The sequence below is a fragment of the Vreelandella nigrificans genome (assembly GCF_002374315.1).
GTDB lineage: Bacteria > Pseudomonadota > Gammaproteobacteria > Pseudomonadales > Halomonadaceae > Vreelandella > Vreelandella nigrificans.
This window is the reverse complement of record NZ_NWUX01000003.1, coordinates 215,587-241,679: the sequence shown is the minus strand read 5'-3', so window position 1 is coordinate 241,679 and position 26,093 is coordinate 215,587. Positions and strand designations below refer to the sequence as shown.

General features: G+C 54.5%; 28 protein-coding genes and 1 riboswitch. Of the genes, 16 read left to right on the top strand and 12 right to left on the bottom strand.

Annotated elements, in window-relative coordinates; all coding sequences use genetic code 11:
• The 11 genes from rplO (at position 1) to trhP (ending at position 9,297) form a co-directional block, all read left to right on the top strand.
• Entirely contained in the window at positions 1-435 is a 435-nt protein-coding gene (gene rplO / locus CPA45_RS06480) for a 50S ribosomal protein L15 (protein ID WP_030074208.1), read from the top strand.
• Positions 436-1,767 carry a preprotein translocase subunit SecY gene (gene secY / locus CPA45_RS06475; RefSeq protein ID WP_009099021.1) on the top strand — a complete coding sequence of 444 codons (1,332 nt, stop codon included), beginning with the start codon at positions 436-438 and terminating at the stop codon, positions 1,765-1,767. It abuts the gene before it with no gap.
• A 51-nt stretch (positions 1,768-1,818) separates the two neighbouring features.
• Positions 1,819-1,932, top strand: a complete 114-nt coding sequence (gene rpmJ / locus CPA45_RS06470) for a 50S ribosomal protein L36 (protein WP_008959154.1) — start codon at positions 1,819-1,821, stop codon at positions 1,930-1,932.
• 124 nt (positions 1,933-2,056) lie between these two features.
• A complete protein-coding gene (gene rpsM, locus CPA45_RS06465; RefSeq protein WP_096650776.1) occupies positions 2,057-2,413 on the top strand; it encodes a 30S ribosomal protein S13 in 357 nt (118 codons plus the stop codon).
• A 39-nt stretch (positions 2,414-2,452) separates the two neighbouring features.
• Positions 2,453-2,839, top strand: a complete 387-nt coding sequence (gene rpsK, locus CPA45_RS06460; RefSeq protein WP_009723883.1) for a 30S ribosomal protein S11 — start codon at positions 2,453-2,455, stop codon at positions 2,837-2,839.
• Between the two features lie 12 nt (positions 2,840-2,851).
• Positions 2,852-3,472, top strand: a complete 621-nt coding sequence (gene rpsD, locus CPA45_RS06455; protein WP_078089857.1) for a 30S ribosomal protein S4 — start codon at positions 2,852-2,854, stop codon at positions 3,470-3,472.
• 128 nt (positions 3,473-3,600) lie between these two features.
• A complete protein-coding gene (locus tag CPA45_RS06450) occupies positions 3,601-4,596 on the top strand; it encodes a DNA-directed RNA polymerase subunit alpha (RefSeq protein ID WP_009099031.1) in 996 nt (331 codons plus the stop codon).
• 39 nt (positions 4,597-4,635) lie between these two features.
• Positions 4,636-5,022 (top strand): 50S ribosomal protein L17, encoded by a 387-nt coding sequence (gene rplQ / locus CPA45_RS06445; protein WP_062363025.1) that lies wholly within the window; start codon positions 4,636-4,638, stop codon positions 5,020-5,022.
• A gap of 198 nt (positions 5,023-5,220) precedes the next feature.
• Positions 5,221-6,663 (top strand): D-alanyl-D-alanine carboxypeptidase family protein, encoded by a 1,443-nt coding sequence (locus CPA45_RS06440; RefSeq protein ID WP_244287540.1) that lies wholly within the window; start codon positions 5,221-5,223, stop codon positions 6,661-6,663.
• A gap of 98 nt (positions 6,664-6,761) precedes the next feature.
• A complete protein-coding gene (locus CPA45_RS06435; RefSeq protein WP_096650774.1) occupies positions 6,762-7,637 on the top strand; it encodes a DMT family transporter in 876 nt (291 codons plus the stop codon).
• Between the two features lie 289 nt (positions 7,638-7,926).
• The gene (gene trhP / locus CPA45_RS06430) at positions 7,927-9,297 is read left to right on the top strand and encodes a prephenate-dependent tRNA uridine(34) hydroxylase TrhP (RefSeq protein WP_096650773.1); all 1,371 of its coding nucleotides are present in this window, start codon (positions 7,927-7,929) and stop codon (positions 9,295-9,297) included.
• Here the strand turns inward: trhP and CPA45_RS06425 are convergent.
• The 6 genes from CPA45_RS06425 to CPA45_RS06400 all read right to left on the bottom strand — a co-directional run bounded on the left by CPA45_RS06425 (position 9,290) and on the right by CPA45_RS06400 (position 13,456).
• Complete coding sequence (locus tag CPA45_RS06425) at positions 9,290-10,027, bottom strand: DODA-type extradiol aromatic ring-opening family dioxygenase (protein WP_096650772.1); 738 nt, start codon at positions 10,025-10,027, stop codon at positions 9,290-9,292. The genes trhP and CPA45_RS06425 overlap by 8 nt on opposite strands.
• A 61-nt stretch (positions 10,028-10,088) precedes the next feature.
• On the bottom strand, positions 10,089-10,496 hold the full coding sequence (locus CPA45_RS06420) for a DoxX family protein (protein WP_096650771.1): 408 nt from the start codon (positions 10,494-10,496) through the stop codon (positions 10,089-10,091).
• A gap of 100 nt (positions 10,497-10,596) precedes the next feature.
• Positions 10,597-11,508: a LysR family transcriptional regulator gene (locus CPA45_RS06415; protein ID WP_096650770.1), complete on the bottom strand. Its 912-nt coding sequence runs from the start codon at positions 11,506-11,508 to the stop codon at positions 10,597-10,599.
• Positions 11,505-12,119 (bottom strand): thiamine phosphate synthase, encoded by a 615-nt coding sequence (thiE, locus tag CPA45_RS06410; RefSeq protein WP_096650769.1) that lies wholly within the window; start codon positions 12,117-12,119, stop codon positions 11,505-11,507. Before thiE ends, CPA45_RS06415 begins: the two co-directional genes overlap by 4 nt.
• Positions 12,109-12,918, bottom strand: a complete 810-nt coding sequence (gene thiM, locus CPA45_RS06405; protein ID WP_096650768.1) for a hydroxyethylthiazole kinase — start codon at positions 12,916-12,918, stop codon at positions 12,109-12,111. Before thiM ends, thiE begins: the two co-directional genes overlap by 11 nt.
• Before the next feature lie 24 nt (positions 12,919-12,942).
• Positions 12,943-13,039: riboswitch (TPP riboswitch) on the bottom strand.
• Positions 13,040-13,111: 72 nt separating this feature from the next.
• Entirely contained in the window at positions 13,112-13,456 is a 345-nt protein-coding gene (locus tag CPA45_RS06400; protein WP_096650767.1) for a hypothetical protein, read from the bottom strand.
• 410 nt (positions 13,457-13,866) lie between these two features.
• Between CPA45_RS06400 and gloA the strand changes: the two genes are divergently transcribed.
• Both gloA and CPA45_RS06390 read left to right on the top strand, forming a co-directional pair.
• Complete coding sequence (gloA, locus tag CPA45_RS06395) at positions 13,867-14,400, top strand: lactoylglutathione lyase (RefSeq protein WP_096650766.1); 534 nt, start codon at positions 13,867-13,869, stop codon at positions 14,398-14,400.
• A gap of 1 nt (position 14,401) precedes the next feature.
• Positions 14,402-14,767 carry a DUF6164 family protein gene (locus CPA45_RS06390; RefSeq protein WP_096650765.1) on the top strand — a complete coding sequence of 122 codons (366 nt, stop codon included), beginning with the start codon at positions 14,402-14,404 and terminating at the stop codon, positions 14,765-14,767.
• Here the strand turns inward: CPA45_RS06390 and CPA45_RS06385 are convergent.
• The gene (locus CPA45_RS06385) at positions 14,748-15,428 is read right to left on the bottom strand and encodes a cupin domain-containing protein (protein ID WP_096650764.1); all 681 of its coding nucleotides are present in this window, start codon (positions 15,426-15,428) and stop codon (positions 14,748-14,750) included. The genes CPA45_RS06390 and CPA45_RS06385 overlap by 20 nt on opposite strands.
• A gap of 102 nt (positions 15,429-15,530) precedes the next feature.
• Positions 15,531-16,703 carry a class C beta-lactamase gene (ampC, locus tag CPA45_RS06380; RefSeq protein ID WP_096650763.1) on the bottom strand — a complete coding sequence of 391 codons (1,173 nt, stop codon included), beginning with the start codon at positions 16,701-16,703 and terminating at the stop codon, positions 15,531-15,533.
• Positions 16,704-16,875: 172 nt separating this feature from the next.
• Here ampC and CPA45_RS06375 point away from each other — a divergent pair, with 172 nt between their 5' ends.
• The gene (locus CPA45_RS06375) at positions 16,876-17,754 is read left to right on the top strand and encodes a LysR family transcriptional regulator (protein WP_279628798.1); all 879 of its coding nucleotides are present in this window, start codon (positions 16,876-16,878) and stop codon (positions 17,752-17,754) included.
• A 23-nt stretch (positions 17,755-17,777) separates the two neighbouring features.
• Here the strand turns inward: CPA45_RS06375 and CPA45_RS06370 are convergent, their stop codons facing one another.
• The 4 genes from CPA45_RS06370 to CPA45_RS06355 all read right to left on the bottom strand — a co-directional run bounded on the left by CPA45_RS06370 (position 17,778) and on the right by CPA45_RS06355 (position 21,494).
• The gene (locus tag CPA45_RS06370) at positions 17,778-18,860 is read right to left on the bottom strand and encodes a metal ABC transporter solute-binding protein, Zn/Mn family (RefSeq protein ID WP_096650761.1); all 1,083 of its coding nucleotides are present in this window, start codon (positions 18,858-18,860) and stop codon (positions 17,778-17,780) included.
• Positions 18,861-18,897: 37 nt separating this feature from the next.
• On the bottom strand, positions 18,898-19,788 hold the full coding sequence (locus CPA45_RS06365; protein WP_096650760.1) for a metal ABC transporter permease: 891 nt from the start codon (positions 19,786-19,788) through the stop codon (positions 18,898-18,900).
• Positions 19,772-20,506 carry a metal ABC transporter ATP-binding protein gene (locus tag CPA45_RS06360; RefSeq protein ID WP_096650759.1) on the bottom strand — a complete coding sequence of 245 codons (735 nt, stop codon included), beginning with the start codon at positions 20,504-20,506 and terminating at the stop codon, positions 19,772-19,774. Before CPA45_RS06360 ends, CPA45_RS06365 begins: the two co-directional genes overlap by 17 nt.
• A gap of 316 nt (positions 20,507-20,822) precedes the next feature.
• The gene (locus CPA45_RS06355; RefSeq protein WP_096650758.1) at positions 20,823-21,494 is read right to left on the bottom strand and encodes a hypothetical protein; all 672 of its coding nucleotides are present in this window, start codon (positions 21,492-21,494) and stop codon (positions 20,823-20,825) included.
• Positions 21,495-21,649: 155 nt separating this feature from the next.
• On the opposite strand from CPA45_RS06355, the gene cas1f reads away from it, so the two are divergent.
• Complete coding sequence (cas1f, locus tag CPA45_RS06350; RefSeq protein WP_096650757.1) at positions 21,650-22,624, top strand: type I-F CRISPR-associated endonuclease Cas1f; 975 nt, start codon at positions 21,650-21,652, stop codon at positions 22,622-22,624.
• Complete coding sequence (cas3f, locus tag CPA45_RS06345; RefSeq protein ID WP_096650756.1) at positions 22,621-25,965, top strand: type I-F CRISPR-associated helicase Cas3f; 3,345 nt, start codon at positions 22,621-22,623, stop codon at positions 25,963-25,965. The genes cas1f and cas3f overlap by 4 nt, the downstream gene beginning before the upstream one ends.
• Positions 25,966-26,093 lie beyond the last annotated feature (128 nt).

Genomic DNA, 26,093 nt, shown 5'->3' with positions numbered 1-26,093 from the left:
ATGAAACTCAATACCCTGAGCCCGGCACCGGGCTCCAAGCACGCTGAAAAGCGCGTTGGTCGTGGTATCGGCTCCGGTCTTGGTAAGACCGGTGGCCGTGGTCACAAAGGTCAGAAATCACGCAGTGGCGGCAGCGTCAAGCCTGGTTTCGAAGGCGGTCAGATGCCGCTGCAGCGCCGTTTGCCGAAATTCGGCTTTACGTCCGCTAAATCGCTGGTATCTGAAGAAGTACGTCTGGCCGAGCTTGCTAAAGTTGCCGGTGACGAAGTCACTATGGAAACCTTGAAGCAAGCCAACGTGCTGAAGGATGCAACGCTTCACGCGAAGATCATCCTTTCTGGCGAACTGAACAAGGCGGTTACCGTTCGTGGAATCAAGGTCACCAAAGGTGCCCGTGAAGCGATCGAAGCCGCCGGCGGCAAGGTAGAGGACTAAATGGCCAAGTCAGGAAATATGCCGGCGATGGGCAGCGGTCTGAGTGAACTGTGGGCGCGTTTGCGCTTCGTGCTCCTCGCCATCGTGGTGTACCGTATTGGTGCCCACATTCCCGTTCCCGGTATCAATCCTGACCAGCTTGCTGCCTTGTTTAGGGAGCAACAGGGCACCATCCTGGGCATGTTTAACATGTTCTCGGGTGGCGCCCTGGAGCGTATGAGTGTCCTCGCCCTGGGTATCATGCCCTATATTTCGGCGTCGATTATCATGCAGCTCATGACTGCGGTCTCCCCTCATCTTGAACAGCTCAAGAAAGAGGGCGAGGCCGGCCGCCGCAAGATCAGCCAGTACACCCGCTACGGCACGGTGTTACTGGCGTTTGTCCAGGCTACCGGCATGTCCGTCGGTCTGGCTAGCCAAGGCATCGCGTACAGCGCTGACTTCAGCTTCTATTTCACCGCTATCATCACCTTTGTGTCTGGTGCGGTGTTTATGATGTGGCTAGGTGAGCAGATCACCGAGAAGGGCATTGGCAATGGTATTTCGTTGCTAATCTTCGCGGGGATCGTCGCTGGGCTGCCCAGTGCCGTGGGGCAAGCGTTTGAGCTTGCTCGTAACGAAGGGGCCTGGAATGTTCTTCCGCTGTTAGCGCTGTCAGTGTTAGGTATTGCGACTGTCGCCTTTGTAGTCTTCATTGAGCGTGGCCAACGCCGCCTCAAAGTGAACTATCCTCGGCGCCAAGTGGGCAATAAGATGTATGCAGGGCAAAGTAGCTACCTGCCTTTGAAGGTTAATATGGCCGGCGTTATTCCGGCGATCTTTGCCTCCAGTATTCTACTCTTTCCGGCCTCTATTGGTCAGTGGGTGGGTGCCGGTGAAGGTATGGAGTGGTTGCAGCGTGCATCTCAGGCATTAGGCCCAGGTCAACCGCTTTACATCTTGCTTTTTGGCGCGGCGGTGGTATTCTTCTGCTTCTTTTACACAGCGCTGGTCTTCAACCCCAAGGATGTGGCTGACAATCTTAAAAAGTCAGGCGCTTTCCTGCCGGGCATTCGCCCCGGCGAGCAGACCGCTCGCTATATCGACAAGGTTATGACACGTCTGACCCTGTTCGGTGCCTTGTATATCACTGCGGTTTCCCTGATGCCCCAGTTCCTGATCGTTGCATGGAACGTTCCGTTCTTCTTTGGCGGTACGTCGCTTCTGATCGTGGTAGTGGTCATCATGGACTTCATGGCTCAGGTGCAGTCGCATCTCATGTCGCATCAGTATGACTCAGTGATGAAGAAGTCCAACCTGAAAGGCTACGGTAGCGGCGGCATTATGCGCTAAGGCGCTGCCCAATTTATTGGCGCGCCGCGAGCCGTTTTTGGAGAAAGAACGATGAAAGTTCGAGCTTCCGTAAAGAAGATGTGCCGTAACTGCAAGATCATTCGTCGCAATGGCGCTGTCCGCGTCATCTGCAGCGAGCCACGGCACAAACAGCGCCAGGGTTAATTCCTCTGGGTTGTTTTTAGCGGGTGCTGGCATACCCCTTGCCTTAGGGCTTATAAAGGGGTATGCTGTTGCGCCTTTTGTAGATGAATAAACGAGCAAGCCGCTCAAATTTCGGAGTAAGCTGATGGCCCGTATTGCAGGCGTCAATATCCCGGACAACAAGCATGCGGCGATCTCGCTGACCTATATCTTCGGGATTGGCCGTACTCGCGCTCAGCACCTATGTGCTGCTGCCGGTATCGCGCCGACTACCAAGATCCAGGATCTGTCTAGCGATGAGCTGGATACCCTGCGTTCTGAAGTTGGTAAGTACACCGTAGAAGGCGACCTTCGTCGTGATGTCACGCTTAACATTAAGCGTCTCATGGACTTAGGCTGCTACCGTGGTCTGCGTCATCGTCGTAGTCTTCCGCTGCGTGGTCAGCGGACTAAGACTAACGCGCGTACCCGTAAGGGCCCGCGTAAGCCGATCCGCAAATAACACGCACGTTCTGGCGTAAAGACAGGAATAGACATCAACATGGCTAACCCGCGTAGTAACCGTAAAAAGGTTAAAAAGCAGGTAGTGGACGCCGTAGCGCACATCCATGCCTCTTTTAACAACACGATCGTGACGATCACAGACCGCCAGGGCAACGCTCTTTCTTGGGCGACAGCCGGTGGTTCGGGTTTTCGTGGTTCTCGCAAGAGCACCCCGTTCGCTGCTCAAGTGGCAAGTGAGCGTGCAGCAACTGCTGCAGCCGAGTATGGTGTGAAAAACGTAGACGTGCTGGTCAAGGGCCCCGGTCCCGGCCGTGAATCCGCCGTGCGTGCACTGAACGCCGCCGGCTTCCGCGTGCAAAGCATCACAGACGCGACGCCCATTCCCCATAATGGCTGCCGTCCGCCTAAGAAACGCCGCGTTTAAGGAGACAGATTCATGGCTCGTTATATTGGACCGAAGTGCAAACTGTCTCGTCGTGAAGGCACAGACCTCTTTTTGAAGAGCGGTGTGACTCCCTTCGAGAAAAAGTGTAAATCCGAGCAAATCCCGGGTGTACACGGCCAGCGTCGTCAGCGTCTTTCCGACTACGGCTTGCAGCTTCGCGAGAAGCAGAAAGTACGTCGTATGTATGGCGTACTCGAAAAGCAGTTCCGCAACTACTACAAAGAAGCCGCTCGCCTGAAAGGTGCGACTGGTGAAGTATTGCTGCAGTTGCTCGAATCCCGACTGGATAACGTCGTCTACCGCATGGGCTTCGGCTCGACTCGCTCTGAAGCGCGTCAGCTGGTCAGCCACAAGGCGATTTCCGTGAACGGCCGCACCGTTAACGTAGCTTCCTACCAAGTGAAGCCGGGTGACGTTGTATCCATTCGCGAGAAGGCGAAAAACCAAGCCCGTATTCAAAACGCGTTGACCATTGCGGCCAACCGTGGCGACATCGCTTGGATCGAAATCGACGCCAAGAAGATGGAAGGCACTTTCAAGGCTCTGCCTGAACGCGGTGACCTGACTGCCGACATCAACGAAAACCTGATCGTCGAGCTGTACTCCAAGTAAGCAGTTTGTTTCATATTTCTGCTTCTTGAGGCCTGGGCGGGATAGCAAAGCTAACCGCCCAGATGCTCTTGAGTATTGTGCTTTAGAGTACTCAGTATCCGTTTGGCAGCCTGAAGAAAGGTGTTCATATGCAGCGTTCAGTGACAGAGTTTCTTCGCCCTCGCGACATCAAGGTCGAAGAAATCAGCGCACATCATGCCAAAATCGTTCTCGAACCGTTCGAGCGCGGCTTTGGTCACACCCTGGGGAATGCACTCCGTCGCATTCTGCTTTCGTCCATGCCCGGCGCTGCCGTGGTAGAGGCTGAAATTGCCGGTGTAGAGCACGAATATAGTGCGCTCGAAGGGGTGCAGGAAGATGTCATCGAAATCCTCCTGAACTTGAAAGATGTTGCGATCAAGATGCACAGCCGCGATGAGGCGGTGCTCTCGCTGAACAAGCAGGGCCCAGCCGTCGTCACCGCTGGCGACATTGCGCTTGATCATAGCGTCGAAATCGTCAACCCGGACCACATCATTGCGCATGTCAATGAAGGTGCCGAGCTGAAAATTCAGCTTAAGGTCGCGCTGGGTCGTGGTTACGAACCGGCTGACGCCCGTGGCTCTGATGAAGAGACGCGTGCAATTGGCCGCCTGCAGCTGGATGCTACCTTCAGCCCTGTCCGCCGCGTTTCCTACTCGGTTGAGGCCGCTCGTGTTGAGCAGCGCACCGATCTCGATAAATTGATTATCGACCTGGAAACCGACGGTACTCTGGATCCGGAAGAGGCTATCCGTCGCAGTGCGACCATTCTGCAAGAGCAGCTGGCCGCCTTCGTCGACCTGGAAGCTGACAAAGAGCAGGAAGTCGAAGAGGAAGAGGATCATGTTGATCCTATCCTATTGCGCCCCGTAGACGATCTTGAGTTGACCGTTCGTAGCGCTAACTGCCTAAAAGCCGAGAATATTTATTACATCGGTGATCTGATTCAGCGCACAGAAGTTGAGCTGTTGAAGACTCCGAACCTCGGTAAAAAGTCTTTGAATGAAATCAAAGATGTATTGGCGGCGCGCGGCCTGTCCCTCGGTATGCGGTTGGAAAATTGGCCACCCGCTAGCCTGAAGGACGACAAAGCCTCCGCGTAAGCGTCGACTTGAGTCCCAGTTTGGTAAGGAATTACAACCATGCGTCATCGTAAGAGTGGTCGTCATCTGAATCGTACCAGCTCGCATCGTCAGGCCATGTTTAAGAACATGTCTGTCTCGCTGGTCGAACATGAAGTCATCAAGACAACCCTGCCTAAGGCCAAGGAACTGCGTCGCGTTATCGAGCCGCTGATCACCTTAGCCAAGCAGGATAGCGTTGCAAACCGCCGTCTGGCATTTGCTCGTACGCGCTCTAAAGAAGCCGTCGGCAAACTGTTCAACGAGCTGGGTCCGCGTTACGCCGAGCGTCCGGGTGGTTACATCCGTATTCTCAAGTGCGGTTTCCGCACCGGCGACAACGCACCTATGGCGTACGTTGAGCTAGTTGACCGCCCGGTTGCTGAAGAAGAAGCGGTTGCAGAGTAATATCCTGCGCTCTTCTTCAAGAAAAATGAAAACCGACCCTGCGGGGTCGGTTTTTTTATGTCTATCTGTTTGTTCTTAACCTATATACTCTTTAGCAGACAGTATTTTGCTAAGCAACCGTGCTAGTCTGGTACGGTTATTTCTGGCGAACTGGCTATCATTGAGTATTTAACATACGTTGATTGAGCGGGGGCATGTATGGCCACAACGGGAATGTATGCAAGAGCAATAGCGCGTTGGTGGCTGCCGCTTACGCTTTCTTTATTAGTGCTGGGAACTGTCAGCCAGGCCCAGGCCAATCCGCGCTATGCTGGCATTGTCGTTGATCTGGAAAACGGTGAAGTGCTATACGCAGAAAATGCGGATGAGCCACGTTATCCGGCATCGCTTACTAAGATGATGACACTTTATCTTACCTTTGAAGCGCTTGAGAAAGGCGAGCTAAGTATAAATCAAGCGCTACCTGTTTCAGCACAGGCCGCGGCTATGCCAGCGACCAAGCTATGGCTATCTGCAGGCAGTTCCATCCCCGTTGATACGGCGATTCGGGCGTTGGCAGTGCGTTCAGCCAACGATGTTGCAGTAGTGGTGGCTGAAGCGTTAGGTGGTAGTGAGCAGGGTTTTGCCCACTTAATGACCGCTAAAGCACGCGAACTGGGCATGAACTCTACTACGTTTCGTAATGCCTCTGGTTTACCAGATGATCAGCAGATAACCACAGCACGGGATATGCTGAGGTTATCAGTACGGGTTATGCAGGACTTCCCCCAGTATTACCACTACTTCGGCCTCCAAGAGTTTACCTATCGGGGAACTCGCCATACCAGCCATAACCGTTTGGTACGCAACTACCCCGGTGCAGATGGCCTAAAAACAGGTTTTATCCGTGCTTCGGGCTTCAATGTGGCAACCACCGCCGTTCATGGTAATCGGCGCTTGGTAAGTATTGTAATGGGTGGCTTTACTGGCGCATCGCGTGATACCCATATGGCGAACCTGCTAGATCGTGGTTTTGCTCGTGCAGCGCTGCGCGATCAGCGAACGTGGCTGGCCAGCACTAATTTCTCGCGTGAATTTATGGGGTTCTCTGGCTCTGCCCAGCCGATGCCTACTCAGCCGCAACAGCACACACCTAGCCGTCCGATGATGGCCAGTGTGGACGCAACAGCTCGGGCAACAACTGCTCGGGCAACACCGGAGCGGGCAACAGCTACGTGGACCGCAGCTTCGCAGACACCTGCTATCTCTCAAGGTAGCTCCACGGCGGCGGCAGCCGTCGAACAGCAGCTTTTACGTGCCCAGGCTGCTCCCGTGGAAAAAGACCCGCTGCAGGAAGTTGTTGAACGGGAACGCATAGTTGCTTCGTCACAGGCTACCCCCTCAGCGCAAGCGCCTGGTGGTAACTGGGGGATTCAAGTGGGGGCTTTCAGTCAGGCTGCACATGCCGAGCAATTAGCCCAACAAGCTGCCCAAAGGTTACCCAATAATATGGGTGGTCGCGTAGCAGTGGATACTTTGGAAGGTCAAACGCCGGTATTCCGAGCCCGGGTAGTGGCTCTGGATGAAGGGCGAGCCAGGCAGGCCTGCCAGACGCTACAGGCTCAGGGGATGGACTGTATGGTAGTTAACGCAAGCTTGTAACTGCTACCAGGTTTACTTACCCCGCCAATGCCTCACCTCATTGGCGGGGTTTTTTATATCTAACGGTATTGCCACTTCGAGACCAACAGGAGGAAAGCATGACAACATCGTTTAAAGGCATACTCTGTATGTGTTTAGGTGTGCTGTTTCTAGCGCTTGGCGATGCTGTTTCAAAGTGGCTTGGCGAAGTGCATTCGCCGCTGCAGATTATTTTTTTCCGTACGCTCGTGTCATTACCGCTCATTGCTTTGTTGGCCCATTTTGCGGGAGGGCTACGCAAGTTGCGCACCAAACGTCCCCGTGTGCACCTCTTAAGGGGGCTGATTTATACTGCCACGATGGTGTGTTTCGTCTGGGGGCTAACGCTGCTGCCGCTAGCGGAAGCCACTGCCATTGCGTTTGTGGCACCGCTGTTTGTGACGTTGCTGTCGGTGCCGCTGCTTGGTGAGCGGATCGACCCACCTGTATTGATTGCCTCCCTGGCAGGTTTTGTGGGTGTACTGATTGTTGTACGCCCTGGTGGGGATGCGTTCCAGCTAGGCACACTTACGCTATTGGGGGCGGCCTTTTTCTATGCACTAATGATGATTACGGCACGTCGCTATGGAGCCCGGGAGCACCTATGGGCCATGGTGTTCTATATGACGTTAGTGCCATTTATCATCACAGCCATTAGCTTGCCCTGGGTATGGCAGACGCCGCAGCCTGGGCATTGGCTTGGGTTTTTGGCCGCGGGTGTTTTAGGTATTGGAGCAACGGCTTTTATTACACTGGCATTCCGCTTTGCACCTGCGGCGATAGCCGCGCCGTTTGATTACACGGCGATGTTGTGGGCAGTACTGCTAGGCTGGTGGTTCTGGGGAGAGTTGCCTGATGTATGGGTATGGGTGGGTAGCGCGCTGATTATGGGCAGTGGTTTGGCGATTGCCTACCATGATCGCCGCACAACGCTGAAAACGCGTCCAAGCGCTTAAAGCGCTCTTTTCACTAACAGGTGTTTGTCACCACTAGGTTTTTGTCACTAAAAGTTCTGTTAGTCACTAAAAGCTCTGTTAGTCACTAAAGAGTCTCTTGGCTACTAAAAGGTCTTTGGCACCCAAAGGCCTTTGTTTTCATTGTGTCATCAACGGCCTATTACCGTTACTTTTTGACCTGGGTCAGCAAAGTAGACTGTTGAGCAAGACAGGGTGTTGGAGCTGGCTATAATCCAGCCCTTTCATCATAGCACCCTGCGTGCCATGGTCCTGAGAACGGTGACTCTTTATGCAAGCTCCTGAACTGCTTTCTCCTGCCGGTACCTTTAATAATATGCGTTATGCCTTTGCCTACGGTGCGGATGCGGTGTACGCAGGGCAGCCGCGCTATTCACTGCGTGTGCGTAATAACGATTTCAAGGTCGACAATTTGCACCGTGGTATCGAATACGCCCATGCACGTGGTAAGCAGTTTTATGTAGCTTCAAATATTGCACCGCATAACAGTAAGCTGAAAACCTACCTGCGTGATATGGAGCCGGTGATTGATGCTGCGCCTGATGCGCTGATTATGTCAGACCCAGGTTTGATCATGATGGTGCGTGATCGCTGGCCAGACCAAGAAATTCACCTTTCAGTGCAATCTAATGTCGTCAATTGGGCGGCCGCTAAGTTTTGGCAGCGCCAGGGCATTAGCCGAATTATTTTATCCCGTGAACTTTCCCTGGAAGAGATTGGCGAAATACGTGCTGAGTGTCCGGACCTAGAGATTGAAACCTTTGTTCATGGGGCACTATGTATTGCTTACTCAGGACGCTGTCTGCTATCAGGTTACTTCAATCATCGTGATCCTAATCAAGGTACCTGCACCAACGCATGCCGCTGGAAGTATAATACTGTCGCAGCGACGCACGATGAGACCGGTGACCTTATACCGGCACAGCAGGGAGTGGCGGTAACCGCTAATGAGCAGGATGAGCTTTCGGCCCTGATTGAGGATGTCACCCGCCCAGGTAAGTTAATGCCCGTCTATGAGGATGAGCACGGCACCTACATTATGAACTCAAAAGATCTACGTGCTGTTCAGCACGTGGCGCGGTTGGCGGAGATGGGAGTGTCATCGCTAAAGATCGAAGGGCGTACTAAGTCTTATTACTACGTAGCGCGAACGGCCCAGGTGTATCGCCAAGCCATTGATGACGCTGTCGCGGGGCGACCCTTTAATATGCGCCTTATGGATGAGCTGGAGAATCTCGCGAACCGAGGATATACCGAAGGCTTTTACCGGCGCCATGTACACGATGAGTTTCAGAGCTATGAGCAAGGTAGCTCAATTGGCGTGCACCAACAGTTTGTCGGCGATGTGCTGGCTTACGACACCAGCCGTGAACTGCTTGAGATAGAAGTGAAAAACCGCTTTGAGGTAGGCGATAGCATGGAGTTAATGCTACCGGGTGGAAATCATCGCTTCATGCTCAAGCACATTGAGAACCTGCGCGGCGAAAGCCAGCGCGCCGCGCCTGGTTCTGGGCATCGGGTGCGTATCCCCGTGCCAGGTATCAACCTGCAACCCGAGCAGCTTGAGTTTGCCCTGTTAATGCGTGATCTTACCTCCTCCAGGACAGCGCAGCCGGAATCCCTAGGAGTATCGATCAGTTAAAGGCATAAACATCCATGGTGAGTACGCCGTGTTCTACGCTATGGTGCAACTGTGTCGCTTCGCCTCCCGCCCCCATGGCCACCAGTAGGGGTTGAAAGTGTTCAGGGGTGGGGTGGTTTTGCTGTGCTTTTGGGGCGTGCTCCCAGTTGAGCAGTGCTTGCCGATCGTTGGCGGTAATATGCTCGTTCACCCAATGTGAAAACTCATCCACCCAGGTGGGGATGGGGCTGTCCTGGGGTAGCGTCTCATACAGGTTATGGGTCAGGCTGCCTGAGCCGATAATCAAAACTCCTTGTTCCCGTAGTAACGATAGGCGCTCGCCTAGGGTTACTAGCGCCTGATTACTCCAGCGCACGGGTAGAGAAAGAGAAACCACCGGTATATTCGCCTCTGGAAACATCAATGAAAGTGGCACCCAGGCGCCGTGATCTAGGCCGCGCTCTACACGTTCCGCTCCCAGTAGTACGGCTACTTGTTCAGCCAGCTCAGGGTCGCCAGAGGCAGGATATTGGCAATCGAAGAGGGCTTGCGGGAACCCGCCAAAATCGTGAATGGTCTCCGGCTTGGCACTAGTACTGACTTTAAGCGTCAGGCTCTCCCAGTGTGCTGAGACGACGACTACAGCCTTGGGGGAAAGCCGCTTACCCAATTCGCGTAGAAAAGCATGGGCCGGTGTTTTATTCAGCGCCAGCATGGGGGATCCATGGGAAATAAACAGGCTCGGTAACATGATTCAATCTCCTACAAGGTGACCCCAGTGCATGCTGGGGCACTGCGATAGGTGAAATGGTTTAGCTGAATCGACGGTTTAAAACCAGACTACCACTGCCTAGGCCTGCTTGAACGAGTAGGGCGATGGTCCAGAAAACAGGAAATTCCCAACCGCCGCCTGCGTTAGAGAACAGCCAGCCATTGCCAATGTGTACCCAGACAGCGCCTAACAGTACGGGTACCAAGGCAAGGCTTACCCAGCGGGTATAAACGCCCAGTAGCAGTGCTAAGCCGCCGCCGACTTCAGCAGCAATCGTCAGGTAGGCTAGAAAGCCCGGTAAACCCAAGGACTCAAAATAGCCGACGGTGCCAGGTAAGGTGAAGACAAACACCTTCAGCAAGCCGTGAGCTAAGGCCATTACGCCTAAGCTGATGCGTAGCAAGGCGGTTGCGTGGAGAGGGAGAGATGCAGTGTTAGCAGTGGTCATGGCAGTTTCTCTTAGTCGTTAGCATCACGCTGGATGCGATAACGCTACTCTACTGCTGAAAGACACTGAGATAATCCACTGCTAGTGAACTTCACTGTTGCTAAAAAGGCGACAATCCAAGTTCGACTTCCCATACCGGTGGGTCACCCCATGCTGCTGCTAATAGCTCAATAAAGCGCTCTACCTTAGCCGGTAAGTAGTGGCGGGCCGGGTAAAGAGCATGAATTTCCAGCAGGGAGGGCGGTAAGTCTTGCAAAATAGGCACTAAACGCCCACTAGCAATGCTATCGGTCACTAAAAAGCTAGGTTGCTGTGCAATGCCCAGGCCTGCCTCCGCCGCGTGGGTCAACATATCGCCATTATTGCTTTCTAGTGGCCCAGAAATGCTAAAGGCACGATCGCCAACCCTCCAGTCTCCACTGTTTTGGCCGCTTCGATAACGTAAGCAGCGGTGAGATGACAGCTCTTCAATACGCTCTGGTGTGCCATGTTGAGCGAGGTAGCCAGGTGATGCGCAAAATAACATTTGGCACCGGGTGAGTCGCCGTGCAACCAAACTGGAGTCGGGTAGGTTGCCGATACGAATAGCGACGTCGTAACCCTCTTCCAGTAGATCAACCCGGCGATCATTCAGGTCTAAACGCACCTCAAGCTTAGGGTGGGTTTGCATAAACTGTGCAACGAGCGGCGAGAGGTAGCGGGTACCAAAGCTCATAGGGCCATTGATGCGTAATCGCCCGCTCACCGTATTGGTACCACTGCCGACTTCTGCCGCTGCTTCTTCTAAAGAGAGCAGAATTCCCTGGGCCCGAACCAGGTAACGCTCGCCAGCTTCCGTGAGATGCAGCCGTCGCGTGGTGCGCTGAATCAGCCGAGCGCCTAACGACGCTTCAAGCGCCATCACTTGGCGGGATACTCGCGTACGGGACAGATCCAGCGCCTCAGCTGCGCGAGTATAACTGCCTAGCTCGGCCACCTTTACAAAGGCCATCAGGTGTTCGAGCTGGTTCATGGGCTATGGAATGCCTGCGCTGCAAGGCGCGGGTCGGGCTGGCCGCAGATAGCGGAAATAACTGCGCTGCCGTCTGCCCCGGCGGCTTTTACCCGTGCCGCGTGTTCGGCCTTTAAGCCGCCAATCGCCACGCAGGGTAGTTGGCTTGCGCTGGCAAGTTGGGCTAACCCCTCAAAACCTATTGGCTGGGCATGGTCTTGCTTGCTTGCGGTCGCAAACACAGGCCCTAAGCCAACGTAATCCAGCAGCTCAAGGGGGGCATCCTGCAGCTGGGTAAGGGTGTTAATTGAAAGACCGATGATGGCGTTGGAGCCTAGTGTTTGGCGAGCTTCCTGCACCGCGGTGTCGCTTTGGCCCACATGTAGGCCATCGGCCCCGCTTTCGGCGGCCACCACCAGGCGATCATTAATAATCAGCGGCACGCCACTACCGGCTAAAACGGCTTTAAGGCGTTTAGCTTGGGCGATCATGTGCTCGTCGCTGGCGTGCTTGTCGCGTAGCTGCACCATGGTAATGCCGCCTTGAACAGCCGCTTCAACCGTTTTTTCAAGGCCAATGCCAGCACACAGCTCTGCATCGGTGATTAAATAGAGCGAGAGATCAAACGGCATGCACTGCCTCCATTTGGGCAATAGTAGAGAGGTCTTCGGGCGTTAACTGATAGAGCGCGTCTAATAGTGCTACTTGAAAACTGCCTGGGCCTTGGGCCTGCTGGCCCGCACGGCTACCTGCAATGCTAAAGCAGGCCAGTGCGGCCAAACTGGCCTCCAGTGGCTGTGTACGATTAGCCGCCACAAAGCCTGCAACTAGCGCACTTAACCCACAGCCTAAGGTAGTAACACGTGGCATCAGCGGGTGGCCACCTTTAAGCCGATAATGATCAGTGCCGTTAGTAATGAAGTCCTCCTCACCGGTGACCGCCACCACGCAGCGATATTGCTGCGCTAACGAAATAGCTGCTGCCGCTGCTTCATGGGTACTGGCGGTGGCATCCACACCACGCCCCTGGCCAGCTAATCCGTTGAGTGCCTGGATTTCAGATGCATTGCCACGAATAACGCTGGGTTGATGGACTAGTAACGCACTGCACAGCTGTTGACGAAATGCGGTAGCGCCAACGGCGACTGGGTCAAGAACCCAGGGAATATGCTGCTCTTGGGCGGTGCGTGCTGCTATCAGCATGGCATCCGCCCAATGTGCGGAAAGGGTGCCAATGTTAATCGATAGCGCGCCAGAAATAGCTGTAAATTCAGCTACCTCTTCTTGAGCGTGAAGCATTGCGGGGGAGGCGCCGGTGGCGAGTAGCAGGTTAGCAGTGCTGTTCATTGCCACATAGTTAGTAATGCAATGTACCAGCGGCGTGGCATCGCGCAGGGCACTGAGGTAATCGCCAAGGGGGCGTGAAAGCATAGTGTCCTCCCGGCCGGGAGGTGATGCAGCAGCACCACGACTCCCTACGCCGGTGTTATCCGGTTCAGGTTCAAAGGGTGCTTCTCAGCCCTGCTAAGCATGGGCGCCCCTGTCGTGAGAGTACTATCCTTGGCTCAGGCCGGTCTGTAAAGCCTCTAACGCTAAGGCGAGCGTAGCCGTAGCGTAAATTAGCTCAGCGAAACGCGATGCGAGTACCGTACGTCAGCATTTCCTCGGGCGTCATGGCTTTGCCTTCTACGCCGATCATCTCATCGCCGCACTGGTCGGAGAACGTCAGTACGCCGTGGGTTAGCCCTAGTTGGCCAAGCGTATCGCGAATTTCACCGGTACCTAAAAAAGTACTCACTTGGCCTTCGTTATTGCACAGGTCAGAGACGCCGTTAGCGTGATGAAAGCGAACTTTATAAATACCATCCATCGACTCGACCTCCACTATCGGTGAAAAGCCGTGCTGTAGAGCGTGAGCCAACTGCTTTAAGGTTAGGCGGTCGCCAAGGGAAATATCGATTTCAGTCATGACAAGCTCCGTATGAGCGCCGCCTGCTAGGTATCTCATTCATCAATGGAAAGGCAGTTGATTAATAAACATGCCATGTGAAACTTCTGAAATGTAATTGTTAAGGTGTTGCATCGGTTTTTCCAGAGAACGCAATACTACTGATACACCCAGGTTTTGTCCGTGGGGCATCTAGCCTCCTTGCTTTCCCCAAAGTGCCTTCCCCAAAATGCTTCCCCCAAAACGTTTTACCCAGAGCGTTTTACTTAGAATGCTCTTCTGAGCATAGAAACAGGGCTGGAATTAGCCATCAGCCACCCTCATGGTAAATACTAGTAGCAGAATTGCGGCTTATTTCGTTGGATGTAGATTACAGCCTTGTACAAAGTGTTAATTTCGTCAAAGTTTCGCGTTATTTAAAGGAGCGTATTATGAGTTTCCAAGGTGAACAGCACCCAGGTGTTGCCTCCGCTGCACCTCAAACACAAGGGTTTCGGTTAAATCATACGATGCTGCGGGTAAAAGACCCCGAGCGCGCCCTGGCGTTTTATTCCAAGGTGTTTGGTATGCGGGTGCTGCGCCGGTTAGATTTTGAAGAGATGCAGTTTTCGCTCTATTTCCTCGCCAATGTGGAAGCTGGCGATAATGTGCCCGAAGAGACCCAGGCCCGCACTGCCTGGACATTCAGTCAAAAAGGTCTGCTGGAGTTAACCCATAACTGGGGCACCGAAGACCAGCCAGACTTTACCTACCATGATGGCAATGCCGAGCCACAAGGCTTTGGCCATATCTGCTTCGCTGTACCGGATCTGGAGGCTGCCCAAGCATGGTTTGATGAACACGATGTCACTTTTGTTAAGCGTGCTGACCAAGGCAAAATGAAGGACGTCATTTTCGTCAAAGACGCCGATGGTTACTGGATCGAAGTGATTCAGGCAGACCGTATGGCGGCCATGGGCGACTAATATGGCCCATTTGCTGTTCCGGCTGCGCCACGTGACGGATGAAGAGGCGCTGGAAGTTCGCCAACTGCTAGATGAGCATGGCTTTGATGTATACGAGACCCAGGCGGGGTTTTTTCGCCTGGGGGTCGATGCTATCTGGCTGCGCAATCCTCACCAGCGCGAGGCTGCTGAAGCCGCTCTGGCGGAGTATCAGGCTGAGCGCCAAACGAGAGCCCGGCGGGAGCACGACGAAGCGGTGGCCAGAGGAGAGGCGCCAACGCTATGGCGCCGGTTAACCGCTAACCCGCTACAAGTGATACTGGTACTGGTCGCTGTTGTCTTGATTGTGCTGGTAACGCTACTGCCCTTTATAGGTTTGGTGGGCTAACCCTAGCTAAGTGACCACGCTTCAGATACAGCTGCACACCTGTTGTACCTGCCTGCAACTGCGGTGCTGCGCCCACAGGGTAGCGGCACCAACTACCCTGCGGGTATTCGGTATCGCCATCCCTTAGTGACCCTTCCAGTACTAAGAGCTCTAGTCCACCGCTAAGGCAAGGGTAGTTGACCTTTACCTCAGCGGCCCAGCGCTCCAGGCTAACTCGCTCCTGGCCGAACGTATGCAGCATTTTGTAGCTAACGCCGGTACGGCGATCGGGCTGCCAAGGTAAACGGTGGGCGGGGATAGCAAGTCGTAGAAGGTCATTCTCATCGAACTGGCGCAGTTTAACTAAAATAAGAGCACCTTCGCTGCCGATTTGGGGCGTATGGCCTGTACCGATGGGATTGCGTAAATAGCTCCCCGCTGGGTAGCGGCCATGCTCATCGGCAAACACACCATCGAGCACCAGAATCTCTTCACCACCACCGTGGGTATGATGGCTAAACTGGCTGTTTGGCGCGTAGCGCACCAAGCTGGTAGCCCTGGCTACTTCATCGCCAACGCGGTCGAGCATCATACGTTCCACGCCAGTACTAGGGGAGTTGACCCAGCGGTAATGTTCCGGTGTAACGCAGGCAAAGTGGCTAAAGTCGGCGTTCAGGCGCATGGTATTGGCTCTTTGCAGTGGTTAAAACGAAGCGGTGGTGCCAAGTCTCCCCATCAACCGAATAAAATGCAATGCAAAAAAACCGCCCGAAGGCGGTATCGTTCAAGGGGCCTCGGTTAAGGCGGTTAGGATATGGTGGGCTGCTTGAATACGTGCCTGATTGGGATAGTTTCGATTGGCCAGCATCACAATACCGATCTGCTCGCTGGGTACAAAGGCCACATAGCCACCAAAACCGTTGGTTGAACCGGTTTTGTTGTACAACGCAGCTTGCCGGGGCGGTAGCGGCGGGTTCAAGTGGTTGGCGGGGTTAGGCTCCAGGATCATCTCAAGGGAGTTACCTTCCAGTAGCTGCTCAAGTGCTACCGGGTAGGCGTAGCTTTCCCAGCCCAGGCCCTGGGTCATATGGCCCATCTCAACGTATCCCGTGCGGGTGATCGCCATGGCTTGGCTAAGTGACTCATCCGCTGCAGTGTCGTTCATGTTGGCTTCGATGAACGTCAGCACATCCGCTGCTGTTGATTTCAATCCGTATGCTTGGGCGTCTAGCATGCCTGGGTTCACCCTAACCGGTTTATCCTCTTTAGAGTAACCGTAGGCGTAGTGCGCTTGCTGCTCGTCGGGCACCTGAAAATAACTATCTTCAAGCCCCAGTGGTGCGAACAACGCTTCCTCCATTAGCGTCTCGAAGGGCTGGCCAAGGCTTTGGGCGGTTAAGTAACCCAGTAGGCCGATGCTCGGATTAGAGTACAGCCGATGGCTACCGGGGGAGGACTCGGGTTGCCACTGTTGGTAGTAGTTGATCATCTCCGCGTCGCTTTGTACCGACTCGGGAAACTGTAGGGGGAGCTCGCCCGCAGTGTAGGTGCCCAGTTCTAATAGCGTAATCTCATCGAAGGCACTGTTTTCAAGGGCTGGCAGGTACTGGCTGGCCGGGTCGGAAAGCGAAAGGGCGCCGCTGGTTTGCGCATAGCCTGCCAGTGCAGCAGTGAAGACTTTACTAACGGAGCCTAGCTCGAACAGCGTCTCTTCCGTTACCGGCAGACTTGCTTCTTGATTAGCAAGCCCATAATTAAAGTAATGCTGCTGTCCATTAATACTCAGCGCGACGGCCATGCCGGGGATGCGATGCTCATCCATCAGCTGTGCGATAGTGTCGTTCACTAGCGCCTCGATTTCCCCGTTATCTGTATCCCCGAGCGCCCAAGCCGAGCTGCTAAATAGCAGAGAAGTTGCCATGAAGAGGTGGGTTTTTGCTGCTAATATCGTACGCATACGAGAATCCTGTTCCTATTGTTGAAGCTAGGCGCTTAATAAATGTCGCCAGTTGAAATAGCGTAAGCCTGCCTATATAAGCGTGCTAAAGAGCTAACATACGGCGCGCTGCGAAGATTCACAAACAGCGATATTTTGCATGAGCCATTAGAAAAATTTGGGGGTTCAAGTGGTGCGTCCTTACCTGCCGCTAAAGGCGCTGCGTGCCTTTGAAGCGTCGGCCAGACATTTGAGTTTTACGCGAGCGGCAGAAGAGCTTTGTGTGACCCAGGCCGCTGTTAGCCATCAGGTTAAGCTGCTTGAAGGTCAGTTGAGAGTACCGCTATTCATACGCTTGCCACGGGGGCTAATGCTTACCCAAGAGGGCGAACTGTTGCTGCCAGTGCTTGAAAGCTCGTTCGACCAGATGGCCCATACGCTGGACCGGCTCGGCGAGAGCCGCTACCGTGAGGTATTGAACGTCGGTGTGGTAGGTACGTTTGCTGTTGGCTGGCTACTGCCGAGGCTGGAGGATTTCCAGAAAAAGTATCCCTTTGTCGACCTGCGCCTCTCTACCCACAACAATCGTGCGGACTTAGCCGCAGAGGGGTTAGATTTAGCTATTCGTTTTGGCACTGGCGCTTGGCACGGTACCGCTGCACAGCCGTTGCTGCCGGCATCATTATCGGTAATGTGTACGCCTACTATTGCTGCTCGACTCACAACACCTGCTGATGTCTTGGGCGAGACGTGGTTGCGCTCTTATCGCGCCGATGAATGGACCGAGTGGCTATTAGTGGCGGGGCTGTCAGGTAGCTTTCCGATGGCCAAAAGCATTGTGTTTGACTCTTCTATCGCCATGGTGGAAGCCGCCATACAAGGGGTAGGCGTGGCCTTGGCGCCACCCCTGATGTTCTCCCGGCAACTGAACAGTGGCGCGTTGGTGCAACCCTTTGACACCACTGTCAGTCTGGGAGGTTACTGGCTCACTCGCCTACAGACGCGCACAGAAACCCACGCGATGGCGTCTTTTCGGGAGTGGCTGCTCACGGCAATTAATGCTGATGCCTGAGCAGCGCTGTTGACGTTGGCCGCTTAGTGGCTATGACCATGATCGTCGTGGTCGTGGTCGTGGTCGTGGTCGTGGTCGTGGTCGTGAGAATGACCGTGATCATCATGACCCGGTTCGGCTAGCGCCGTGTGAAGCAGCTGCGCATTGTGGCGCATCATACCCAGGTAAGTGCTAGCGTCACCTTCTGACGCCAACGCATCGGCGTAGAGAGTGCCTGCGATCGGCAAGCCAGTCTCTTCGGCCAACTGCTGAATAACCGCCTGATTGGTCATGTTCTCATGAAACAGTGCTTTGACATTCTGCTCATTAATAACATCGACCAGTGCCGCCATGCTGGCGCCGCTGGGCTCAGCTTCAGTGGAAAGACCTACCGGGGAGAGGAAGTTAACTCCGTAAGCATTTGAGAAGTAGCCAAAGGAATCGTGACCAGTAATCACGCTGGCAGAGGCTGGAATCTCTTCTATTAATGCACGAATCTCTGCATCCACGGCAGCCATCTCTGCCAGATAGCGCTCGGCGTTAGCCTGATAAGCTTCAGCATTGTCGCCATCTACTGCGATTAGCCCATCACGAATATTGGCCACATACACCTTGGCTTGTTGCATATCCTGCCAAGCGTGAGGGTCATATTCACCATGTTCGTGGTCGTGGTCGTGGTCATGTCCGTGTTCGTGGTCATGTCCGTGGTCGTGATCATGTCCGTGGTCGTGGTCATGTCCGTGGTCGTGATCATGCCCGTGGTCGTGATCATGCTCGTCATACGCTATCGTCGAAATGCCATCCGTCGCAGTGACCAGGGGGCCATCGTAATCACTAGCGCTAACCAAGCGCTCCATCCAGCCCTCAAACATCAAGCCATTGAATACGACTAAGTCAGCAGCCGTCAGGGAGCGCGCATCCCCTGGAGTAGGTGAGTACACATGAGCATCACCATCAGGGCCAACCAGGGAGGTCACATCAACGTGATCGCCACCTACGTTTTCCACCATGTCGGCAAGGATCGAGAAGCTGGTGACGACCTGGACGCGGTCATTGGCGATGGCCGCAGGCAACGCCAGCATAGCGGAAACGCCAACTAACCAGCGCGATGAAGAGGCAATAGACATACAGCACTCCTTTACGGTTAAGCATGAACGATAAAGATCAACACCCTTGTTCTACTGCCAACGGCGTTGTTTTACGCCGCAGCTTGGCCGCCAAACTGTGGTAGCGGCCAAACAGGGCCGAAAACAGATAACCCACTCCAGCCAGCAAAATAATGCTGGGCCCCGAAGGGATATCTAAGTGAAAAGAGAGCAGTAAGCCGCCGGTGCTCGCCACCATGGCCAGCACAATAGCAATACCGATTAGCCCCTCTAAACGGTTGCTCCAAAAGCGTGCCGAGGTGGCGGGTAGCATCATTAAGCCCACCGCCATCAATGTGCCCAGGGTTTGAAAGCCAGCGGTTAAGTTCAGCACCAGCAGCCCTAAAAACACGCTGTGTACCCAGCCACTGCGGCGGCTTTGACCGCGTAAAAACAGCGGGTCTAAGCATTCCACCACCAGGGCGCGAAACACCACTGCTAGCGTCACTACAATCAGTGTGCTGATGCCCGCGATCAGCAGCAGCGCGGTGGAATTGATAGCCAAAATGGACCCAAACAGCACGTGGGTAAGATCGACACTGCTGCCGCCTAATGAAATCAACATCACACCGGCCGCCAAAGAAATAATAAAAAAGCTCGCCATAGCGGCATCTTCACGCTGACCGCCCATTTTCGACACCGCCCCCGCCAGCAGCGCGACCAGTAACCCGAACAGCACGCCGCCAATGCTCATCATCGGGAGCGAAAACCCCGCCAGCAGAAACCCTAACGCTACGCCGGGCAGAATCGCATGGGCCATGGCGTCGCCAATCAGACTCATGCCGCGCAGCACCAAAAACACTCCCAACGGCGGAGCGGCCAGCGAAAGCGCTAAACCGCCTACCACGGCGCGGCGCATAAAGCCGTAATCGAATGGGCTGATAAACCAAGCATTAAGCAGATCCAGCATGGCGACCTCCCAGCGTGAACGGCACCACTTGGGCAGGTGCATGTTGATGAGTAAGCTCACTGGGCGCGACCCAGCGGCTATGGCCGCCGCTTAGCATCAGTACTTCGTCGGCCAGGCGGCGCAGGTGATCCATATCGTGCAGTACCACAATGATCGTCGCGCCGTCGTCGGCCATCTGGCGCAGAATGCGGATCAAAATATCCACCGTATCGCTATCCACATTGGCAAACGGCTCGTCTAACAGTAAAAGCTCAGCCTCTTGCATCAGTGTGCGCCCAATCAGTGCACGCTGGCGCTGGCCACCGGAAAGCTCACCCAGCGGGCGGTGGGCCAAATGCGAAATACCCAGGCGGGCCATAATCTCACGACCCTTGCGGTAGTGCGCCGCACAGTAGCCAGTGAATGCCCCGTGACTTGGCCAACTGCCGGTCATCACCAACTCCTCCACACTCATGGGGAAGGTGAGATCTAATGCCAGCTGCTGGGGCAACCACGCTCGGCGCTCTTTCGGCACCGTACACACGACTTTGCCACTGATAGGCCGTAACTCACCCATGATGGCCTGGATCAGCGTACTTTTACCGGCGCCGTTGGCACCGATAAGTGCCGTAATCGCCCCTGGCTGAAAATCGCCCTCAATATGTTCCAGCACAGTGCGCCTTGCTTGCGCCAAATGCAGGTTATGCAGTTGTAAGCGTGATAGTGAGCGCTGACTCATCTCAACCACCCGCCAGCCCATACCACTAAGACCCAAAGTATCAACAGTGGTACGCCAACAAATATCAGCCGTTTAGTAGCCGACAATGACATCAAGGAGAAATGACAAGGGCCTTCCTTATTATGGCGGTGCGCACGATGACTCACAGACTACCCTCTTTGTTAACCAAATAGGTTATAACATAACGTTAATTAAAGCCAAAAGTTGCCAAATATTTTACGTGTTAATGCCACGCTGGCAACGATAAAGCACTGGTTGCTAGTTGCCACCAGTGCTGTGGAAGAACAAAAAAGAAGGCAGAGCTTAGAAGGGCAAATTAGTAACGCCAGGTGGCACCAAGCTGCTGAGGCGTTACATGCAGTGCGTATTCACCGGGGATAGTGATAGGCCCCAGCGACAGGTTGGCAGGCTGAAAACGATTAATCGCGCTAGAGGCCTGGTTGGGCTGCGTCCATATTTGCAGCTCATTAATTAACATACCGGTAGCAAAATTAATCGCACCGTCTCGCTCGCGACCATCGGCGGCAATCACTGCTCCTGCAAGGCTGTTGACCACTAGCGAGCTAATGCGTGCTTCAAAACCACGACGAGCCTGTTCGGCTTGGGCAAGCTCTAAGCCCAGCGCCTGCACGCCGCTTAGCTCACCGCTGGCTTTTAGGCGCTCATACTCAACCAATGCCGCTTGGTGCGGCTGACGGTCTAGCAGCATGCCACCTAACGCCAAGGCAGATTTCACGACCCCCACCCGCGCATCAAAGCGGTCATCTCGGCTGCTTGCCTCACTCGCTTGGTAGGCGTCGATCGCGAAACTTGCTGCATAAATCCCCGTCCACCCAGCATCCCACCAAGCAGCATGGCGTGCCCCGCTTTCAAACACCTCGTCATAGATCGCCCAATCGGTAGAGGCTTGAGATGAGGTTTGTGAGTAAGCAGGCAGCGCGATCACCAAGGTGGTAACCAACGCGGTAAAAACGCGAACAACATGCATGGTGAAGGCCTATAAAAGGGGGCGGTAGCGCTAAGCGTAGCATGGAGAGCACCAGAGGCTAACGTGTATTCAAAAGGCGCGAAGTATGACTAAGGTCAATAGCATGGTGGGGCGAAGGATGGTTAGATGGGAGATCGCTACTCAGGAGTGCTACCGTGGAAGACTTCTCACCTTCGGATCTTAAAACAATCCTCCACTCCAAACGCGCTAACCTCTATTACCTGCAGCACTGCCGGGTGCTGGTGAATGGTGGCCGAGTAGAATACGTTACCGATGAGGGCAGCAAATCCCGTTATTGGAATATCCCCATCGCCAACACCACCTCGATACTGTTGGGCACCGGTACCTCAATTACCCAAGCGGCCATGCGTGAGCTTGCCAAAGCAGGTGTATTAGTCGGGTTTTGTGGTGGCGGTGGCACGCCGTTATTTGCCGCCAATGAGGTGGATGTGGATGTCGCCTGGCTAACCCCGCAAAGCGAGTACCGGCCCACGGAGTATCTTCAATACTGGGTGCGTTTCTGGTTTGACGATGTAAAACGTCTGGATGCCGCCCGCGCGTTTCAGCAGGCGCGCCTTGCGCGTATTGAAGCGCTATGGACAAGCCGTGTGATGAAAGACGCAGGCTTTACTATTTCCACCGACCACCTGCATAGCGCACTGAACCATCACCGTGAAGCAATTACCAAAGCCCCCAACACCGTTGATCTACTGACCTTAGAAGCACGCTTAACCAAAACGCTGTTCAAGCTAGCGGTTAATGCGGTCGACTACGGTGACTTCACCCGCGCCAAGCGCGGCTCAGGCACTGACCCTGCCAACCGCTTTCTTGATCACGGCAACTACCTCGCCTATGGCCTAGCGGCGACCGCCACCTGGGTATTGGGCATTCCCCACGGGCTTGCGGTACTGCACGGTAAAACCCGCCGCGGAGGACTGGTGTTTGATGTGGCGGATTTGGTGAAAGACGCCGTGATTCTGCCTCAAGCATTTATTTCCGCCATGCGCGGCGATGAAGAGCAGGAGTTTCGCCAAGCCTGCATTGAGCGCTTAACCCGCACCGAATCCCTCGATTTCATGATTGATACGCTCAAGGAAGTGGCTCAAGCGTTGGGGGGCGCGGAGCAATGAATGTGTTGCTTATTTCCCAGTGCAACAAAAATGCCCTTAAAGAGACGCGCCGAATACTCGACCAGTTTGCCGAACGCCGAGGAGATCGCACCTGGCAAACACCTATCACCCAGGCGGGACTAGATACACTGCGCAAGCTGCTGCGTAAAAAAGCCCGCAAGAATACCGCCGTCGCCTGCCACTGGATTCGTGGCCACGACCACAGCGAGCTAATGTGGGTAGTGGGGGATGCGTCGCGGTTTAATATCAATGGTGCAGTACCAACCAATACTACCGCCAGAGATATCCTTCGCCGTCGCGATGAGAACGACTGGCACAACGGTGAAGACATTCTATTGCTTACTGCGATGGCTGCGTTACTCCACGACCTGGGAAAAGCCTGCGACGCCTTTCAGCAGCGGCTAAAAGGCAAATTGGAAGGGCGCAACTTATACCGCCATGAGTGGATCTCGCTACGCCTGTTCCAAGCGTTTGTAGGTAGTGATGACGACTCCACATGGCTTGCGCGCCTAGCCGAAGGCGGCTATCAAGAGCAGGACTGGTTGGCAGGATTAGAGCGCGACGGGATAGATACACCCACCTCTACGGTGTTTAGTCGTTTACCGCCGCTGGCGGCTGCGCTGGGTTGGCTAGTGCTTAGCCACCACCGGCTACCTTTAAAACCGCCGGAAAACGATGGTGAAAATGAAAGGCGCTGGGGCAGAGGAAAGGCGCCACTTCAGGCGGAGCAATTGGGCGGATTGTTTGCTTCTATTTATGCCGAGTGGAACGAGATTCCCGAGACCCAAGACCCTAAACGCATCACACCCTACTGGCAGTTCAAGGGCGGATTACCTGTTAGCACGCCACGTTGGCGTGAGCGTGCCACAAAGCTCGCCACGCGGTTACAGGTACGGCTGCAAAATGGTAGCCACTGGCTGGAAAGCCGCTACGTTATGCACTTAGCTCGGCTTAGCTTAATGCTGGCCGATCACCATTACTCAAGCCTGGAAGACCTACAGCATCGCGTGCGCGGCGAGCCCAATTACCCGTTAATTGCCAATACCGTGCGCAAAACCGGACAGCCCAATCAACCGTTAGATGAGCATATTTTAGGAGTTGAGAAACACGCGGCAGCAGTTGCCCGTGCACTACCCAGCGTAGACAGCCACTTACCCCGTTTAGCGCGCCATAAAGGCTTTCGTAAGCGCAGTAGCCACCCACGCTTTCGCTGGCAGGATAAAGCTTTCGATCTGGCGCAATCGCTTAGAGAGCGTAGCCAGCGCCAAGGCTTTTTTGGCATTAACATGGCGTCCACTGGCTGTGGTAAAACCTTAGCGAATGGCCGCATTATGTACGCTCTGGCTGACCCACAGCAGGGCGCGCGCTTTAGCATTGCGTTGGGGTTGCGCACCCTAACCCTGCAAACCGGCCAAGCTTTACGTGATCGTTTGCATTTAGGTGAAGATGAACTCGCCGTGCGCGTGGGTGGCAGCGCTAATAAAGCCCTGTTTGAGCACTACGAGCAGGAAGCCGAAGCCAGTGGTTCAGCATCCAAACAGGCACTGATTGAAGAAGATGCCCACGTGGTGTTTGATGGCAATTTTGATAGCCACCCGGTACTGCGGCGTTTGAGCGATGAGCCGGGCACCCGCGCGCTGATCGCCGCACCGATTTTAGTATGTACCGTTGACCATCTAGTGCCCGCCACGGAGAGCACACGAGGCGGACGGCAGATCGTGCCCATGCTACGCCTAATGAGCAGTGATTTAGTGCTCGATGAAATCGACGATTTCGATATCAACGACCTGCCGGCGCTTACCCGGCTCGTCAATTGGGCTGGGCTGCTAGGTTCACGGGTGCTGCTTTCCTCGGCCACCTTGCCGCCTGCGCTAGTGGAGGGTTTGTATGAAGCCTATCGCAGTGGTCGCGAAGCCTTTCAGCGTCACCGCGGCGAGCCGGGGTTAGCGACCGATATTTGCTGCGCTTGGTTCGACGAGCACGACCGCCAGCATCACAACTGCTCCAGTAGCGAAACTTTTCGAGAGGCTCACCACGCCTTTGCCAAGCGTCGGTTAGAGCGCCTAGCCAAAAGCCCGGTACGCCGCCGCGCAGATATTTTAGCGTTGCCACCGTTGGGTAAACGCCCCGAAGAGATAAGACCCGCCATTGCATCCCTGCTGCGTGAACATGCGCTAGCGCTTCACCAACAGCATCACTCCGTTGACCCCCATTCGGGAAAACGCGTCAGCTTTGGCTTGATCCGAATGGCCAATATTGACCCCTTAGTAGATGTGGCCAGAGCACTGTTTCAGCAGGGCGCACCTGAGGGTGTGCGACTTCATCTGTGCGTCTATCACTCCCGCCACCCATTGGTCATGCGCTCAGAAATTGAGCGCCGGTTAGACAGAACGCTGCAACGGGCTGAGCCAGATCGCGTTTTTCAGCAGCCGGATATCCGCCGCCTACTGGATAGCAGCGAAGAGAACGATCACCTGTTTATGGTGCTTGGCTCGCCGGTCACGGAAGTGGGCCGCGACCACGACTATGATTGGGCCATAGTGGAGCCTTCTTCCATGCGCTCGATTATTCAGTTAGCAGGCCGGGTGCGTCGCCATCGCGAACAGGCCTGTGAGGTGGCGAATATTCTGCTGTTGGAGACCAATCTAAAGCATCTGGAGCGCGCGGATGAGCCCGCGTTTCATAAGCCAGGCTTTGAAACGAAGATGGCCTGGCGTCTTAATAGCCACTCACTTAACACGCTGTTAACGCCAGATGAGTATCAAGTGATTGATGCCCGCCCCCGCGTGCTGGCACGAGAAACGCTGCACGCCAAAGATAGCCTGGTAGACCTGGAGCACGAGCGGCTACACCAACTGATGATCGAACAACCCGCCGAGCCGTTAACCAAAAAAGAGATACGGATAGGGAAAACACCCAAGCCACCGCCGTTAGGCGCCTATAGCTGGCATGTGATGCCGCAGCTGCATTTAACCGGTGTGTTGATTCAACGTGACCCATTTCGTAAGCAGCTCGAACCTGAAATAACCCTAGCGCTGCTGCCCGATGAGGGCGGTGAAACCTGGACGCTACACCGCGTAGATGATGGCGCAAGGCGCGGTGAAAAACTCTACGTTCCGGTGGAAGAGAGCCTACTGGTGCGGATAGACCTAGCAAACGAGCAGGGCGAACGGATACAACCCTGGGGTGCAAGCGACTACTTAACAGCACTGGCTGACTTAGCGGAAGACTTGGATATCTCCCTTGACCGCGCCGCCCGTACCTTCGGCACGGTGACTGCTTCGGCTAGAAGCCCACGGTGGGGATACCACTCCGTATTGGGGTTTTGGAGGAGCAAATGAAGTTAAACATGCTAGTTAATATCCGCGAGCGTTTCGCGTACAAGCGTTTTGATACCAGTAAGAGCATCGGTGCTGTCATTAGCAAGCCAGGAAAGACTTGGAAAATCCGAACATAAACCGACAAATTG

Excerpts from the sequence above, each read along its gene's own strand:
- rplO (WP_030074208.1), top strand. The coding sequence starts at position 1 with ATGAAACTCAATACCCTGAGCCCGGCACCGGGCTCCAAGCACGCTGAA.
- secY (WP_009099021.1), top strand. The coding sequence starts at position 436 with ATGGCCAAGTCAGGAAATATGCCGGCGATGGGCAGCGGTCTGAGTGAA.
- rpmJ (WP_008959154.1), top strand. The coding sequence starts at position 1,819 with ATGAAAGTTCGAGCTTCCGTAAAGAAGATGTGCCGTAACTGCAAGATC.
- rpsM (WP_096650776.1), top strand. The coding sequence starts at position 2,057 with ATGGCCCGTATTGCAGGCGTCAATATCCCGGACAACAAGCATGCGGCG.
- rpsK (WP_009723883.1), top strand. The coding sequence starts at position 2,453 with ATGGCTAACCCGCGTAGTAACCGTAAAAAGGTTAAAAAGCAGGTAGTG.
- rpsD (WP_078089857.1), top strand. The coding sequence starts at position 2,852 with ATGGCTCGTTATATTGGACCGAAGTGCAAACTGTCTCGTCGTGAAGGC.
- CPA45_RS06450 (WP_009099031.1), top strand. The coding sequence starts at position 3,601 with ATGCAGCGTTCAGTGACAGAGTTTCTTCGCCCTCGCGACATCAAGGTC.
- rplQ (WP_062363025.1), top strand. The coding sequence starts at position 4,636 with ATGCGTCATCGTAAGAGTGGTCGTCATCTGAATCGTACCAGCTCGCAT.
- CPA45_RS06440 (WP_244287540.1), top strand. The coding sequence starts at position 5,221 with ATGGCCACAACGGGAATGTATGCAAGAGCAATAGCGCGTTGGTGGCTG.
- CPA45_RS06435 (WP_096650774.1), top strand. The coding sequence starts at position 6,762 with ATGACAACATCGTTTAAAGGCATACTCTGTATGTGTTTAGGTGTGCTG.
- trhP (WP_096650773.1), top strand. The coding sequence starts at position 7,927 with ATGCAAGCTCCTGAACTGCTTTCTCCTGCCGGTACCTTTAATAATATG.
- CPA45_RS06425 (WP_096650772.1), bottom strand. The coding sequence starts at position 10,027 with ATGTTACCGAGCCTGTTTATTTCCCATGGATCCCCCATGCTGGCGCTG.
- CPA45_RS06420 (WP_096650771.1), bottom strand. The coding sequence starts at position 10,496 with ATGACCACTGCTAACACTGCATCTCTCCCTCTCCACGCAACCGCCTTG.
- CPA45_RS06415 (WP_096650770.1), bottom strand. The coding sequence starts at position 11,508 with ATGAACCAGCTCGAACACCTGATGGCCTTTGTAAAGGTGGCCGAGCTA.
- thiE (WP_096650769.1), bottom strand. The coding sequence starts at position 12,119 with ATGCCGTTTGATCTCTCGCTCTATTTAATCACCGATGCAGAGCTGTGT.
- thiM (WP_096650768.1), bottom strand. The coding sequence starts at position 12,918 with ATGCTTTCACGCCCCCTTGGCGATTACCTCAGTGCCCTGCGCGATGCC.
- CPA45_RS06400 (WP_096650767.1), bottom strand. The coding sequence starts at position 13,456 with ATGACTGAAATCGATATTTCCCTTGGCGACCGCCTAACCTTAAAGCAG.
- gloA (WP_096650766.1), top strand. The coding sequence starts at position 13,867 with ATGAGTTTCCAAGGTGAACAGCACCCAGGTGTTGCCTCCGCTGCACCT.
- CPA45_RS06390 (WP_096650765.1), top strand. The coding sequence starts at position 14,402 with ATGGCCCATTTGCTGTTCCGGCTGCGCCACGTGACGGATGAAGAGGCG.
- CPA45_RS06385 (WP_096650764.1), bottom strand. The coding sequence starts at position 15,428 with ATGCGCCTGAACGCCGACTTTAGCCACTTTGCCTGCGTTACACCGGAA.
- ampC (WP_096650763.1), bottom strand. The coding sequence starts at position 16,703 with ATGCGTACGATATTAGCAGCAAAAACCCACCTCTTCATGGCAACTTCT.
- CPA45_RS06370 (WP_096650761.1), bottom strand. The coding sequence starts at position 18,860 with ATGTCTATTGCCTCTTCATCGCGCTGGTTAGTTGGCGTTTCCGCTATG.
- CPA45_RS06365 (WP_096650760.1), bottom strand. The coding sequence starts at position 19,788 with ATGCTGGATCTGCTTAATGCTTGGTTTATCAGCCCATTCGATTACGGC.
- CPA45_RS06360 (WP_096650759.1), bottom strand. The coding sequence starts at position 20,506 with ATGAGTCAGCGCTCACTATCACGCTTACAACTGCATAACCTGCATTTG.
- CPA45_RS06355 (WP_096650758.1), bottom strand. The coding sequence starts at position 21,494 with ATGCATGTTGTTCGCGTTTTTACCGCGTTGGTTACCACCTTGGTGATC.
- cas3f (WP_096650756.1), top strand. The coding sequence starts at position 22,621 with ATGAATGTGTTGCTTATTTCCCAGTGCAACAAAAATGCCCTTAAAGAG.